Origin of the sequence: Streptomyces sp. NPDC001933 (genome assembly GCF_042890955.1) — a bacterium.
GTDB lineage: Bacteria > Actinomycetota > Actinomycetes > Streptomycetales > Streptomycetaceae > Streptomyces.
Map to the genome: position 1 here is coordinate 419,908 of NZ_JBIASS010000006.1, position 14,900 is coordinate 434,807.

The 14,900-nt window shown below is 72.3% G+C and carries 8 protein-coding genes, 2 tRNA genes, 1 other RNA gene and 1 pseudogene; 7 read left to right on the top strand and 5 right to left on the bottom strand.

Annotation, left to right across the window (positions count from 1 at the left end; translation table 11 throughout):
* Positions 1-24: 24 nt before the first annotated feature.
* Positions 25-2,454 carry a helicase C-terminal domain-containing protein gene (locus tag ACFYY7_RS18335; RefSeq protein ID WP_388662584.1) on the bottom strand — a complete coding sequence of 810 codons (2,430 nt, stop codon included), beginning with the start codon at positions 2,452-2,454 and terminating at the stop codon, positions 25-27.
* Between the two features lie 351 nt (positions 2,455-2,805).
* On the opposite strand from ACFYY7_RS18335, the pseudogene ACFYY7_RS18340 reads away from it, so the two are divergent.
* Positions 2,806-3,322 (top strand): annotated as a pseudogene (locus ACFYY7_RS18340) (YdcF family protein); the annotation flags it as partial.
* Between the two features lie 290 nt (positions 3,323-3,612).
* Here the strand turns inward: ACFYY7_RS18340 and ACFYY7_RS18345 are convergent.
* A tRNA-Ser gene (locus ACFYY7_RS18345) sits at positions 3,613-3,700 on the bottom strand.
* Positions 3,701-3,842: 142 nt separating this feature from the next.
* Here ACFYY7_RS18345 and ffs point away from each other — a divergent pair.
* The 6 genes from ffs to ACFYY7_RS18375 all read left to right on the top strand — a co-directional run bounded on the left by ffs (position 3,843) and on the right by ACFYY7_RS18375 (position 12,782).
* Positions 3,843-3,939, top strand: an RNA gene (gene ffs, locus ACFYY7_RS18350) — signal recognition particle sRNA small type.
* Positions 3,940-4,066: 127 nt separating this feature from the next.
* Complete coding sequence (locus ACFYY7_RS18355; RefSeq protein WP_388662586.1) at positions 4,067-6,310, top strand: DNA polymerase III subunit gamma and tau; 2,244 nt, start codon at positions 4,067-4,069, stop codon at positions 6,308-6,310.
* 139 nt (positions 6,311-6,449) lie between these two features.
* On the top strand, positions 6,450-7,700 hold the full coding sequence (gene purD, locus ACFYY7_RS18360; RefSeq protein WP_356088706.1) for a phosphoribosylamine--glycine ligase: 1,251 nt from the start codon (positions 6,450-6,452) through the stop codon (positions 7,698-7,700).
* 317 nt (positions 7,701-8,017) lie between these two features.
* Positions 8,018-10,021 carry a hypothetical protein gene (locus ACFYY7_RS18365; RefSeq protein ID WP_388662588.1) on the top strand — a complete coding sequence of 668 codons (2,004 nt, stop codon included), beginning with the start codon at positions 8,018-8,020 and terminating at the stop codon, positions 10,019-10,021.
* A 259-nt stretch (positions 10,022-10,280) separates the two neighbouring features.
* Positions 10,281-11,741, top strand: coding sequence for a N,N-dimethylformamidase beta subunit family domain-containing protein (locus ACFYY7_RS18370; RefSeq protein WP_358946424.1), 1,461 nt, complete (start codon positions 10,281-10,283; stop codon positions 11,739-11,741).
* A gap of 126 nt (positions 11,742-11,867) precedes the next feature.
* Positions 11,868-12,782 carry a phosphoribosylaminoimidazolesuccinocarboxamide synthase gene (locus ACFYY7_RS18375; protein WP_358946425.1) on the top strand — a complete coding sequence of 305 codons (915 nt, stop codon included), beginning with the start codon at positions 11,868-11,870 and terminating at the stop codon, positions 12,780-12,782.
* Between the two features lie 61 nt (positions 12,783-12,843).
* Here ACFYY7_RS18375 and ACFYY7_RS18380 read toward each other — a convergent pair.
* The 3 genes from ACFYY7_RS18380 to ACFYY7_RS18390 all read right to left on the bottom strand — a co-directional run bounded on the left by ACFYY7_RS18380 (position 12,844) and on the right by ACFYY7_RS18390 (position 14,896).
* A tRNA-Gly gene (locus ACFYY7_RS18380) sits at positions 12,844-12,916 on the bottom strand.
* Between the two features lie 22 nt (positions 12,917-12,938).
* Complete coding sequence (locus ACFYY7_RS18385) at positions 12,939-13,550, bottom strand: response regulator transcription factor (RefSeq protein ID WP_072488568.1); 612 nt, start codon at positions 13,548-13,550, stop codon at positions 12,939-12,941.
* Positions 13,547-14,896 (bottom strand): sensor histidine kinase, encoded by a 1,350-nt coding sequence (locus tag ACFYY7_RS18390; RefSeq protein ID WP_388662689.1) that lies wholly within the window; start codon positions 14,894-14,896, stop codon positions 13,547-13,549. The genes ACFYY7_RS18385 and ACFYY7_RS18390 overlap by 4 nt, the downstream gene beginning before the upstream one ends.
* Positions 14,897-14,900: the final 4 nt, after the last annotated feature.

Here is a 14,900-nt window from a genome sequence, read left to right on the forward strand (position 1 = left end):
TATCGCTGTCGATAGTATTCTTCCTCATTCAGGTGCGACGCTCATGACACTGCGGATGCGGGAGAGGGTGAAAACGCGCTCGGCGTCCCGAAGGTGGCACCAGGCTTCGAGGTAGGGCGGATCGAGGTCCAGGCGGCTGAGGGTGCGCACGGTCCGGCTGCCCGAGGTTGCGACGTACTCGACGGTGATGGCCTGACCGGCGTCGATGGCATGAGCGAGCTGGCGGACGTCGCTGTACGGAAGGTGCTTCGCCCATCCCGCGACGATCTCCTCGGTGTCCGTGGCGAAGGGCACTCCACCGTCGAGTGGCGCCGGTTCGGGTGCAGGCGGGGCCGTCAGCAGCTGGACCGCCAAGGTGCTCGGGTCGAAGGCGGCGGATTCCTTCGCCGTGCTCGTGGCGTTCCGGCCCCCGCCCCTCGCCCTGGAGCCGCGCGGAGCCGGAACGGCAGCGCCGGCCCGCCGAGGCCGGGCCTTTTCGATGCGTACCGTGCCTTCGGCGGTCTCGGCGACGGGGGCGTATCCCTCGGCCCGGAGCGCGGCGAGAGTCGCGTCGATCGGGCTGCGGCTGATCAGCACGGTCGGTGCCAGCTGTCGTAGTCCGAGCTTGGTGAGCCCGCGGTGGGCGGTGAGCTCCGCCAGGAGTGCGGGTTCGTCGCCGTGGAGGACGCAGGAGGCGGGGGCGATGCGTACCCGCCCGTGGCCCCGTGCGGTGTCGGCGATCAGGTACGACAGCGGTTGTGGCAGTGGCCCGGCGGCGACAGCGGCCAGGTCGGCCGTGATGTCCTCGTGGGTACGGCCGGCGTCCAGAGCCCGGCGGACGCTGTCGGCACTGAACCGCCACACCGACGCCGTGCCGCTGGCCTCCCGGTCCGCGACGGAGTCCAGGAGTGCGGCCAGCCGCGCGGACGGTGTGCCGGTGACGACAGCGGTGAGGTCTGCGCCGATCCGGGCCGTCGCGGTGGCGGCGGGCAGCAGCCGTCGGCACTCGATTCCCAGCCCCTCGGCGTCGCCGGTCCGCAGGTGGATGCCGATGGTGGACAGGGCGCCTCGCGCGAGTACGCCGAGGAGTTCGGCCTCGCGGATCACGGTGGCGAACGGCGGTCCGTCCGGTGACGAGTCGGCGAGGGGGCGGTACCAGGCGATCAGCGGCCCCAGATCCGACGCGACCCGCACGCCGTGCCCTGCCGGGAGCCGCGCGGCTGCGGCCAACAGCCCGTGGCGGGCATGCACACAGCCGTTGCAGGGCGGTGCGCCGACGAGGGCGGGGAGAGCCTTGTTGCTCTCGTCACGCGCCTGGGTGGGGGTGAGCGGCAGGTTCCGCCATGCCTGGAGCAGTACGGCGAACTGCTCCGGAGGTTCATGCTCCGCCCAGGCGTCGTAAGCCTCGGTGGGGGCCACACGATCGCCGTCCCGGGCCAGCAGCCCGGCTGCATACGCGGTCTCCAGGGTGAGGCGTACGACGGCGTCGTCGGCCTGGGCCGCCTTGCCGATCCGGGCCAGTTCACGCGCACCGATCCCGCCGGACTTCAGCCGGGCCGGCGCGGTGGTCGAGCAGGCCGACAGGACCGAGGCGGCGTGGGTGGCGAACGCCGCGGCCGCGGCCGACGCTTCGCGGTCCACCTCCGCCGGGGTGACGGACGCCGATCGCTCGGAAGGCGGGACGGGTTGGAACGGCGCACGCCAGCCGGGCCCGCGCAGCGCGACCGCGACCTCCGCAGGCATACGGGCCTGGCCGTAGCGGTGACGGTCCTGGATCAGGAGTCCCCGTTCCAGTGCCCATCGAGCGCCCGGTTCGAGATCGGGGCCCGGGCTCCCGAACATGATGAACCGCGGGGGCCGCGCCGGCCCGGCCCCGGCTCGGCCTTCGAGCAGCTTCCGGGCCGCCGCAGGGGCCTTGCCGACCACGGAGACGATCCGCTCCGGGGCACTGTGGTGTTCCACCAGGGCGGCCAGCCGCTGCGACTTGCCGCCCGGCGGCTTGACGCCCAGTGCCGCGAGCATGCCGCGCAGTTCGTCGGAGGTCGTGCCCGCGAGCAGTAGCTCCAGCGGGGCATCCAGTCCCAGAGGCGCGTCCCACGCCTGCCGCAGCGGTCCGGCCATGCGGAGCTTCTTCGCACCGTCCGGCCAGACCAGAGCATGATCGGCCAGCGTCTCCAGCACGGCTTCCAGTTCGCGGGTGGTGTCGTCGTCCGCGACTCCCAGCAGCTCCGCCAGGGCATCGCGCGACGCGGGCGCAGGCAGCGTCGCCAGCGCTTCGGCGACCTGGAGATGCGGCAGTGCGAGCTGCGGCAGGACAAGCGCCACCGATCCCGGGCGCTGAAGACGGTCGGCCAGTTCCCCCACCGAGCGCGGCTCCGGAGCGGCCGTGGCGTCTCTCCGCGTTTCGAGCACGCGTGCCAGGCGACATCCGTCGAGGCTGCCCAGCCACGTCGCCAGCGTCGATCCGGACTTCATGCTGGGACACCTCGCGATTCGCAACCATGGCAGCCGGCAGATCCGCCGCAGGTTTCAGGATGGCCTACCTCTGCGATCCGTGGACGCCGTATGGGTGCGGACTCCCCCGGTGGTGAGCTGTCCAGGCGGCTGCGGCGGATACGAGATTCGAACTCGTGAGGGGTTGCCCCCAACACGCTTTCCAAATGTTCGTATGGGGGTTCTGAGGGGTCCAGCCGTGTCCTGACCTGCGGTGGAATGAGGGTTCGGGCGGATGTCGGGCGGTGCTGAACGGGTCCGAACGAGACCAGAAATGAGACCGGCCTGCGCCTGATCAATCAGCTGGACGATGGATAGCGGCTATGCCGGGAGGTGAGCTGGGCCGGGGCTGCCGGACCGCAGGGCGACGTGGCGACCGGGCTGGGCAGCCACGACCTCGGTGCCGCCACTCACTCCGCCGAGCTGTACCGCGCTGGGCTGTTCCTGACCCTGGTCTTCGTCGGCGGCAACCGCCCCACCACCGCCAAGGTCCTACCGCGCGGCGAGGCCGTTCACTTCCGCGAGCACGCCATCGACCTCGGCGTCCCCGCGAGGTGATCCTGCTGGAACCGGAGGCCGGTAACACCGGGCAGAACGTCACCTTCTCCCGATAGGTCCTCGCCGCCGCCGACGCCACCCGACGACGGTGATGCTGATCTCCAAGCCCTACTTGGAACGAGGGTCGTTTGCAACCGTCCGCAAGCTGTGGTCCGACGCCGAGACCCTCTGTGCGTCGGAGCCGCTGGAGTTCGACGACTACGTGAAGTCCATCGGCGACGAAGAGCTTGTCCGGGGCATGCTTGTTGGCGATCTCCAGAGGGTCATTGAGTATCCGAAGCTTGGATGCGCATCGAGTCTGGGCTCTGCGTGAGGCGCCCTCCTCCTTCCCTCTGCCGAGACCGCAGGCGTCGGTGGGGAGACGCGGCGGTGAACCTGGAAAACGTCGCCATTCTGCCGAAGCTCATCCTGGATGATCAGGCGTTCGACGTTGTGGCGGCGGCCCGCGGGTGGCTGGCAACCGATTGCTTGGCGGTCAGGTGTGCGGTCCAGCGCGCAACTGAGACCAAAACTGAGACCACACACGTCGAAGGGCCCCACCGCGAACGGTGGGGCCCTTCGACAACGTGCCCGGTGAGGCACTGGCGGAGGATACGAGATTCGAACTCGTGAGGGGTTGCCCCCAACACGCTTTCCAAGCGTGCGCCCTAGGCCACTAGGCGAATCCTCCGCGGCAAACAATACAAGACGTTGAGGAGTGCTCGCGAACCCGTTCCCCCTGAGATCGGTTCGGGCTCGCTCCGCGGTCGTCCGGGGCGGTTCCGGAGGTGGGGGGAGTGGACCGGCAGGGGTGGGGATCGGCTAAGGTGGGCGTCAGCCCCTCACGTGGCGCTATCTGACTGAACTCCCCCAGGGCCGGAAGGCAGCAAGGGTAGGTCGGCTCTGGCGGGTGCGTGGGGGGCCCTTGTGTTTCCGGGGGTTCCGGGGCCTGCGGTCCGGCCTTGCGGTTTCCGGGCCCTGCGCTTCCCGGGTGTGCGGGGCGGGGCTTCGACCGGTCCGGGGCCGGTTGTCGGTCCGCCCGGATAACCTCGTATGTGTGTCGTCCCTTGCGCTGTACCGCCGCTACCGCCCCGAGTCGTTCGCCGAGGTCATCGGGCAGGAGCATGTCACTGAACCGCTGCAGCAGGCGCTGCGGAACAACCGGGTCAATCACGCGTACCTGTTCAGCGGTCCGCGCGGTTGTGGCAAGACGACCAGCGCGCGCATCCTGGCCCGCTGTCTGAACTGCGAGCAGGGGCCGACGCCCACGCCGTGCGGGGAGTGCCAGTCCTGCCAGGACCTCGCGCGCAACGGACCGGGTTCGATCGACGTGATCGAGATCGACGCCGCGTCGCACGGTGGCGTGGACGACGCCCGTGATCTGCGGGAGAAGGCGTTCTTCGGGCCCGCGTCGAGTCGTTACAAGATCTACATCATCGACGAGGCGCACATGGTCACCTCGGCGGGGTTCAACGCCCTGCTGAAGGTGGTCGAGGAGCCGCCGGAGCACCTCAAGTTCATCTTCGCGACCACCGAGCCCGAGAAGGTCATCGGCACGATCCGGTCGCGTACGCACCACTACCCGTTCCGTCTCGTGCCGCCGGGGACGCTGCGCGATTACCTCGCCGAGGTCTGCGGCAGGGAGAACAGCCCCGTCGAGGACGGCGTGCTGCCGCTCGTCGTGCGGGCCGGGGCCGGGTCCGTGCGTGACTCGATGTCGGTGATGGACCAGCTGCTGGCCGGCGCGGGCGACGACGGTGTGACATACGCCATGGCGACCTCGCTGCTCGGCTATACGGACGGCTCGCTGCTCGACTCGATCGTGGACGCCTTCGCGGCGGGCGACGGGGCCGCGGCGTTCGAGGTCGTGGACCGGGTGATCGAGGGCGGCAACGACCCGCGCCGTTTCGTCGCGGACCTCCTGGAGAGGCTGCGCGACCTGGTCATCCTGGCCGCCGTGCCGGACGCCGGGGAGAAGGGGCTGATCGACGCCCCCGCCGATGTCGTCGAGCGGATGCAGGCCCAGGCGTCCGTCTTCGGCGCCGCCGAGCTGAGCCGCGCCGCCGACCTGGTCAACGAGGGGCTCACGGAGATGCGCGGGGCGACCTCGCCGCGTCTCCAGGTCGAGCTGATCTGCGCCCGGGTGCTGCTGCCCGCGGCCTTCGACGACGAGCGTTCGCTGCAGGCCCGGCTCGACCGGCTGGAGCGGGGCGCCTCCTTCGCGACCACGGGCCCGGGGCCCGCCATGGGGTACGTACCCGGTCCGGAGGCGCTGGCCCACGCACCCGTACCCATGGCGCCCGCAGCCCCCGTCATGCAGCCCGGCACGGGCCCGGCCGTCGCGCGCGCGGCGGTACGGGGCGAAGCCCCGGCCCCGGCTCCCGCACCGGTCCAGGCGGCGCCGCCCGCCCCCGTCCCGGCACCGCAGGCGGCCCCCGAGGCACCGCAGCCGCCCGCCGAGGCGGCCCCGGCTCCCGCGGGCGGTCAGCGCCCCGGTGCCTGGCCCACCGCCGCCGCCCCGGAATCGGGACGGCGCCCCGGCGGCTGGCCGACCGCTTCCGCCCCGGGCCAGTCGCCCGTCCCGCAGCCCGCCCCGGCCGCCGCGCCGGCCCAGGCCGCGCCCTCGGCGCCGGTCCCCGCCGCCGAGCCGAGCCCGGGAATGACCCAGGGCGCCGGCCAGGTGCGGAACATGTGGCCGGACATCCTGGAGGCGGTGAAGAACCGCCGCCGCTTCACCTGGATCCTGCTCAGTCAGAACGCCCAGGTCACCGGCTTCGACGGCACCACCCTCCAGATCGGCTTCCTCAACGCGGGCGCGCGTGACAACTTCGCCAGCAGCGGCAGCGAGGAAGTGCTGAGGCAGGCACTCGCCGAGCGGTTCAACGCGCAGTGGAAGATCGAGGCCGTCGTCGACCCGTCGGGCGGCGTCGGCGCACCTGTGCAGGCCGGCGGGGGCCGCCCCGCCGCCCCGCCCGCGCAGCAGTACCAGGCCCCTGCGCCCCAGCAGAGTTACGAGTCCCGGCCGGCCGCTTCTCCGCATCAACAGCACCAGCAGCACCAGCCTCAGCAGGGCCACTCGCAGCAGCCGGGTTCCGCACCCGCCGCGGCGCCCGCTCCGCAGTCGTACTCCGCACCACCGCAACAGCAGTACTCCGCGCCCGAGCCCCCGCGTGCGGTCGCCCCCGAGGACGACACCCCCGAGGCCGACGACCCGGACCTCGTCGACTCGGCGCTCTCCGGGCACGACCTGATCGTCCGCGAGCTGGGTGCCACGGTCGTCGAGGAGTTCACCAACGAATAGCGGCGAGCGAATGGCGGAGAGCAGCGGCGAACGGCGGGGGCGCGCTCCGGCGGGCCGTGGCTCCCGCCGCGGCGGCCCGGGGTGTCCACGTAGCGGCGTCCGTCAAGGGCGCCGCGCCCCGGCGGCTAGGCTGCACCCCGTGAAGGTCCTCGTCATCGGCGGCGGCGCCCGCGAACACGCCCTGTGCCGCTCTCTGTCCCTCGACCCCGACGTCACCGCTCTGTACTGCGCTCCCGGCAACGCCGGTATCGCGGAGGTGGCCGAACTGCACCCGGTCGATGCCCTCGACGGCGACGCCGTCGCGCGCCTCGCCACCGACCTGGGCGCCGAGCTGGTGGTCGTCGGCCCGGAGGCGCCGCTCGTCGCCGGGGTCGCCGACGCCGTGCGCGCCGCGGGCATCCCCTGCTTCGGCCCCTCCGGCGAGGCGGCCCGGCTGGAGGGCTCCAAGGCGTTCGCCAAGGACGTGATGGCCGGGGCCGGCGTCCCGACCGCCCGTAGCTACGTCTGCACCACCCCCGCCGAGATCGATGCCGCCCTCGACGCCTTCGGCGCCCCGTACGTCGTCAAGGACGACGGTCTCGCCGCCGGCAAGGGCGTCGTCGTCACCGACGACGTCGAGGCGGCCCGCGCCCACGCCCTGGCCTGCGACCGCGTGGTCATCGAGGAGTTCCTCGACGGCCCCGAGGTGAGCCTCTTCGCGATCACGGACGGCACCACCGTGCTGCCGCTCCAGCCCGCGCAGGACTTCAAGCGCGCCCTGGACGACGACGAGGGCCCGAACACCGGCGGAATGGGCGCGTACTCCCCGCTCCCGTGGGCCGACCCCAAGCTGGTCGACGAGGTCATGGAGTCGGTGCTCCAGCCGACCGTCGACGAACTCCGCCGCCGCGGCACCCCGTTCTCCGGGCTGCTGTACGCGGGCCTCGCGATCACCTCGCGCGGCGTCCGGGTGATCGAGTTCAACGCCCGCTTCGGCGACCCCGAGACCCAGGTGGTCCTGGCCCGCCTGAAGACCCCGCTGGCCGGTGTCCTGCTCGGCTCCGCCAACGGCACGCTCGACGAGCTGCCCCCGCTCAAGTGGCGCGACGACGCCGCCGTCACCGTGGTCATCGCCTCGCACAACTACCCGGGCACGCCGCGCACGGGCGACCCGATCGAGGGGCTCGACGACGTGGTGGCGCAGGACGCCCCGCACGCGTACGTCCTGCACGCGGGCACCAGGCGGGAGGGCGACACGATCGTCAGCGCGGGCGGCCGGGTGCTGTCCGTGACCGCGACCGGCAAGGACCTCGCGGGCGCCCGGGAGCGCGCCTACACGGCGGCGGCCCGCATCCGCCTCGACGGCTCGCACCTCCGTACGGACATTGCCCGGAAGGCCGCAGAGGGCTGATCCCGCCCTCCGGGGCTCCGGAGGGACCGGGAGCCGACAGTACGCCTCTCCGCGTCGCACGCACCGGCGTGCCTGCGACGCGCTGACAAGCACCGACGCGCCGCTGCCCCATGGACAGCGGCGCGTCAGCACCTTTACCCAAAGCCATTCCATCGAGTGACGGCTGCGCCATCCGGATGACGCCCGCCGAGGCCCCAACTAGGGTGCGGCGCAAGCATTCCGGCACTTGGCCCACTGGCATTGCGCTGTCAGTGACGGGTGCCACAGTGGGGGAGTGAACAACACCGCCGCGGGGGCAGAGGGGGTGACGTCCGGACGTGTCCGGTACCGGTACAAGTGAGGAGCTGGGTGCGCTGAGTGCGCGTGCCCGAGCTCACGCCGTGCTGCGCATCCGCGGCAGGGCAGCAGCCGCGGCGATCCTGCCGGCGGCGGTGGCCGTCGTGCTGCTCGTGGCAGGTGCCCAGGGCCTCGCCGTGGGCAGCGGCTGGGACACGGCGCGCTGGGCCGTGACGGCCTTCGCGGTCGTCGTGCTGGTCATCGCCGCAGCGGTCGCGGTCGCGGTCGTACGGGCGAGGCCGGCGGTCAGCCCGACCGTCCCGCTCCCGGAGAAGGCCGCCCCCGATCTCTACCGCCTGGTCAAGGACCTGGCCGACCGGCTCGGGGTTCCCGCGCCCTCGGCGATAGCCCTGACGCCCGACTGCGACAGCTGGCTGGAGGACCGCACCCACCCCTCGGCGCAGCTCCTGGCAGGCACCGGCCCCGATTTGGCCGCGCATTCCGCGGCCCGGTCGCGCCGCCGGATCCAGGCGGCTCCGGTGCTGGTCATCGGTTCGCCGTTCCTGTGGTGGATGCGGGTCGCCGAGCTACGGGCGGTGCTCGCCCCGGTCGTCGCGGGCACCGGCCCGTCCGCGCATCCCGACATAGCCGCCGCCCGCCGTTTCCTACGGGGACTCGACGGCGCGGTCGCCGACGCCGCCGCGCCCGTGCCGGGTCCGCTGGCCGGGCTGCGCAGAGTGCCCCGCGCCTTCGTCGGCCGGATCGCCAGGCTGCTGCTGCGCAGCTGCCGAGACCACGCCGCCGAGATGGAGCGGAGCGTCGCCGCCGCGGCGTCGGTCCGTGCACAGGGTGTGGATTACGGTCTGCGGATCGTCGCCCAGGAGCAGGTCGGCCTCGCCTACGCGGGCTGGGACCGGCTGCTCACCCGGGTCGCCCTGCCCGCCTGGCGGATGGGCCGCTGGCCGTCCCGGCTGGACGCGGGCGTGGTGTCCGCCCTCACCGAGCTGTCCCGGCGCGACCGGCTCGCCGACGGATTCGCCTCACGGCTCGGCGAGCGCCCCGCCTGCGACCTCCTGGAGGAGCCGGGCGCGGCCGACGAGGCGGCTTCGCTGCTGGCGGCCCGCCTGTTCCACGGCGGCCCGGCCTGTACGGGTCCGGACTGGTCGCCGGTCGACTGGCAGCAGTACCCGGAAGAGGTCGTCGACCGTAAGTGGCGTATCGAGGCCGCCCGCCTGCACCGCGTCCTCGACGCGATGACTTCCGCACCCACCCCGGCCGACGCACCTACCCTGCCGGGCGCACCCACCCCGGCCGGCGCACCTACCCTGCCGGGCGCACCCACCCCGGCTGGCGCACCTACCCTGCCGGGCGCACCCACCGAGCCCACGACAGATCCCACCCCCGGCAGCCCCGGCACCCCCGACCGCTTCGATGGCTCCCGCGCCCCGCGTGACGACCGCCAACCCTCCAGCAACATCCCCGGCACCCCTGCCGCGCCCACGACAGGTCCCACCCCTGGCAGTCCCGGCGCCCCCTCCCGCCCCGTCGTCTGCTCCGTCGACGCCGGGATGCCCACGCTGGCCCGCGTCGTCGAGCATCTGGCAGACCGGGCCGGGGGCAGCGAGGAACTTGCAGCGGGGATCAGCGCCGCAGTGGCCCGTGAGGAGGCCGCGGCCCAGCAGCACCGGGCCGCGGCCGCCTCCGGCCGGGCGGGCGCCCCGTCCGCCGCCGGCCCGGACGGGGACGTCCTGGACGTCTGGGGCCCCGACCCCCTCCCGCTCTTCCCGCTCCAGCCGCCCCGCACGGGTACGGAGCTGCTCGCCGACCACGTCGCGGCCATGGTCTGCTGCGCCGCGGTGGACACGGCGGGCGCGGCGCCCGGACTCGACTGGCTCGACGGCCCCGCACTGCTGATCGACGGCGAGCGCCGGGCGGACCTGGGCAGTCCGGTCCTGAGTCTGGTCGAGGACGGGGACGCGGAACCGCTGCGGTCCTGGCTCGCTTCCATCGGTGTACGCACCGACAAGCCCGTCCGCCTCGTCTGAACCACAGGCCCCGGCTGTCACACCACAAGCACCACAGACACCCCAACGTCCGGAATATTACGTTCCGTTCACGTCAATTCGCGACGAACGGTGACGGAGTGCGTGCGTTATGTGATGTGCTGGGGATTGACGTTGACGGTCGGCGCATCGCTGTTGGCGCATTGATGACGCATGACCACGGGCGATCGACCGCCAAGGACCGCCCGTCGGCCACCGACCATCCACTGTTGTCTCGGGGGACTTGAGGGAGGGAAACGGTATGGGGACGGAGCAGATTCGACGATGGGAGTCGGGTGCCCTCGCGCATGCCGTCTCCGACCCCTTCGGCCAGGGCCCCCTGCCCTGGCTGCGCGGCAGCGAGAACTACTTCGACGACACCGGGCACGTCGTCCCCTGGTACGCCGACCCCGCCCTGGCCCGCTCCCCCGACGGCGGCACGCGCACGGCCGACGACGTGCACCGTCAGATCAAGGGCTTCATCTCCACGGGGGCCGCGGCCCCCGGCGAGGCGATCGACTTCCACATCACCGTGGACCCGCCCCAGCAGTTCTCCGTGGACATCTACCGCATCGGCCACTACGGCGGCGACGGCGCCGCCCAGATCACCACGAGCCCCCGGCTCTCCGGCATCGTCCAGCCCGCGCCGCTCACCGCCGACCGCACGGTCTCCTGCCACCACTGGTGGCAGTCCTGGCGGCTCCAGATCCCCACGTACTGGTCGATCGGCGCGTACGTCGCCGTGCTCACCACCGTGGACGGATACCGCTCCCACATCCCGTTCACGGTCCGCGACGACCAGCCGGCCGATCTGCTGCTGGTCCTGCCGGACATCACCTGGCAGGCGTACAACCTCTATCCGGAGGACGGCCGCACCGGCGCCAGCCTCTACCACGCCTGGGACGAGCAGGGCTGTCTCCTGGGCGAGGAGGACGCCGCGGTCACCGTCTCCTTCGACCGCCCCTACGCGGGCGCCGGCCTGCCGCTCCACGTCGGTCATGCCTACGACTTCATCCGCTGGGCCGAGCGGTACGGCTACGACCTCGCGTACGCCGACACCCGGGACCTGCACGCGGGCCGCGTCGATCCGGCCCGCTACCGGGGCCTGGTCTTCCCCGGCCACGACGAGTACTGGTCGGTGCCGATGCGCCGTACGGTCGAAAGCGCCCGAGACGGCGGCACCTCGCTGGTCTTCCTCTCCGCCAACACCATGTACTGGCAGGTCAGCCTCTCCCCGTCGCCTTCCGGCGTCCCGGACCGCCTGCTCACCTGCCGCAAGCGCCGCGGCCCCGGGAAACCCGCCCTGTGGCGCGAGATCGACCGCCCCGAGCAGCAGCTCCTCGGGATCCAGTACGCGGGCCGGGTCCCCGATCCGCACCCCCTGGTCGTACGGAACGCCGAGCACTGGCTCTGGGAGGCGACGGGCGCGGGCGAGGGCGACGAGCTCGACGGCCTGGTCGCCGGAGAGGCCGACCGCTACTTCCCGCGCACCGCGCTCCCCGAACACGAGAACCGCATCCTGCTCGCCCACTCCCCGTACCTGGACAGCGAAGGCGTCAAACGCCACCAGGAGACATCCGTGTACCGCGCCCCGTCCGGGGCGATCGTCTTCGCCTCGGGCACCTTTGCCTGGTCCCCGGCGCTGGATCGCCCCGGCCATGTGGACGCCCGCATCCAGCGGGCCACCGCCAACCTCCTCGACCGCATCTGCAAGCGCGACTGAACCCGGCTCGCCACAACGCGGGCCGGGGTCACGGAAGTCGGCGCCACGGACGCCCCCGCTCCATCCCACCGCACCCCGATACGGGAGAATCGGAACGACTCCTGGATCAACCTACGCGGAGGCAGCGTGTCCGGATTTGTAGAAAAGCCCGAGCCGGTGCAGGTCCCGGGCCTCACCCACCTGCACACCGGCAAGGTGCGCGACCTGTACCGGAACGAGGCGGGCGACCTCGTCATGGTCGCCAGCGACCGCATGTCCGCGTACGACTGGGTCCTGCCGACCGAGATCCCGGACAAGGGCCGGGTGCTCACCCGGCTCTCGCTCTGGTGGTTCGATCAGCTCGCCGATCTCGTACCGAACCACGTCCTGTCCACGGAGCTCCCCGCCGGGGCCCCCGCGGACTGGGCCGGCCGCACCCTGATCTGCAAGTCGCTGCGGATGGTCCCGGTCGAGTGCGTCGCCCGCGGGTATCTCACCGGCTCCGGCCTCGTCGAGTACAACGAGTCCCGCACGGTCTGCGGTCTCGCGCTGCCCGAGGGACTCGTCGACGGCTCCGAGCTCCCGGCACCGATCTTCACCCCCGCCACCAAGGCGGCCGTCGGTGACCACGACGAGAACGTGAGCTTTGAGGAAGTGGCCCGCCAGATCGGCGAGGAGACCGCCGACCGGCTGCGCAGCGCCACGCTGGACGTCTACGGCAGGGCACGTGACATCGCGCGCGAGCGCGGCATCATCCTCGCCGACACCAAGTTCGAGTTCGGCTTCGCGCCCACCGCCGACGGCGGCGAGGAGCTGATCATCGCGGACGAGGTGCTGACCCCGGACTCCTCGCGCTTCTGGCCCGCGGCCACCTGGGAGCCGGGCCGGGCCCAGCCCAGCTACGACAAGCAGTTCGTACGCGACTGGCTGACCTCGCCGGCCTCCGGCTGGGACCGCAAGAGCGAGCAGCCGCCGCCGGCGCTGCCCCCGGAGATCGTGGACGCGACCCGGGCGAAGTACCTGGAGGCGTACGAACTCCTCACTGGTACGCCCTGGCAGTAGGACTGCCCGGCGAACACGAAGAAGCCCCCGGCCGGAAGGCCGGGGGCTTCTTGCTGAACCGAGCGGACGACCAGGTTCGAACTGGCGACCTCAACCTTGGCAAGGTTGCGCTCTACCAACTGAGCTACGTCCGCAAGCGCCGAAGCGCGAGAACCACTATACCCATCCGCGCTGCCGTGCGAGACGCACCGCGGCATGGCGATTCTCCGCTCCGAGCTTCGAGGCGGCCGCGGAGAGGTAATTCCGTACGGTTCCCTGCGACAGCGAAGCCCGCTCCGCGATCTCCGCGACGGGTGCCCCGTCCGCCGCCAGCTCCAGTACCTCGGTCTCCCGCGCGGTCAGCGGAGAGTCCCCGGCGGAGATCGCGTCAGCCGCCAACTCCGGGTCCACGTAACGGTTTCCGGCATGCACGGTGCGGATGATCCCGGCCAGCTGCCGGGCGCTGACGGTCTTCGGCACGAAGGCCCGCACGCCCGCCGCGAGCGCCCGCTTGAGGTGTCCGGGCAGGCCGTGACTGGTCACGATCATCGTCCGGCAGCCGGGCAGTTCGGCCCGCAGAGATGTGGCGACACTCACACCGTCGGCGCCCGGCATCTCCAGATCGAGGACCGCCACATCGGGCCGGTGGGCCCGAGCCATGGCCAGCGCCTCCGGGCCGGTCGCGGCCTCCGCGACCACCACGAGGTCGTCCTCCAGAGCCAGCAGCGCGGCCAGCGCGCCCCGGATCAGGTGCTCGTCGTCGGCGAGCAGCACCCGTACGGTCGTCATCGTCGTTCCTCCTGAAGGGCGGGTGCCTCCCGGGCAGCAGGCGGCTTGTCGAGGCGGGCCAAAGACGCCGCCCCCGCGCCGAGCGGAGACGCTCCCGGGCCGAGCGGGATCGTAGCCGTGAGCCGGAACAGGCCGTTCCCCGCCGGGCCCGCGTCCAGCGAACCGTCGACCACCCGCAACCGCTCCCGCAGCCCCGCGAGCCCGGAACCGCCCGGTCCGGAGCCGTCGCCCGCCCCGGAGCTCCCGCCCTGCCCCGCGTCGGCCACCGCCGCCCCGTCGTTCTCCACCAGCAGCACGACCGCGTCCGCCGAGGCGCTGAGCCGGATCGTGCAGTGGCGCGGATCACCGTGCCGCAGCACATTGGTCGCCGCCTCCCGCACGACCCAGCCGAGCGCGGACTGCACGGGCGCGGGCAGCCGGTCGCCGGCGTCGCCCGTCACCTCGCACCCGATCCCGGCCGCTCTCAACACCCCTTGGGCGCCGGCCAGTTCCGTACTCAGATCGGCCTCCCGGTATCCCCGTACGACATCGCGCACCTCCTGCTGCGAGGTGCGGGCTATCCGCTGCACCTCGACCATCTGGTCCACCGCCTCCGGCCTGCCGCGCTGGGCCAGCTCCACGGCCAGCTCGCTCTTCAGCGCGATCACGGCGAGATTGCGGCCCAGTACGTCGTGCAGGTCCCGCCCGAACCGCAGCCGCTCCTCGGCGACCGCGAGCCGGGCCTGAAGATCCCGGGCCTCCTCGGCCTGCCACATCACACTCAGGCTCCAGGCGCTGGGCCGTACGGAGATCAGGACGAGCACGCAGCCGAAGAGCGAGGCCGGCACCACCCCGGCCAGTGTCCCGCCCCGCACCCCGACCGCGGCGAAGACGCCGACGCCCAGCGCGGTGACGGTCAGCGACTGGACGAGGAAGGTGCGGACCGGCACCAGCAGGGTCTGCGTTATCGCGAACGCCACCGGCGCGTTCGAGAGCATGATGAGCAGGCCGGCATCGTCGATCCCGTCCATCCTTGCCATCGTCGCCAGCAGCCCCAGGCTCACCATCAGCAGCACCAGGGGCGGCAGCTGCCGCCGCCGAGGGAAGACGGCGGTGCCGAGATAGTGCGCGAACGACAGCTGGACGTTGCGGTTGCTCAGCAGGCACTGCACCAGGCTCACGAGCAGCAGTGCCACGCCCAGGGCGATCGGCAGCGGCGCATGGCGGATGTCCGACTCGAAGGGGGCCAGCTGCCACGTAAAGGTGAAGAGCCAGGGCATCACCGAGAGGGTCACCCGCGAGTACAGATCGATCCGCTCCAGCTTGCTGCGCTTCTGCCAACTGCGGCGCCAGCCCCGCATGAGCACCGAC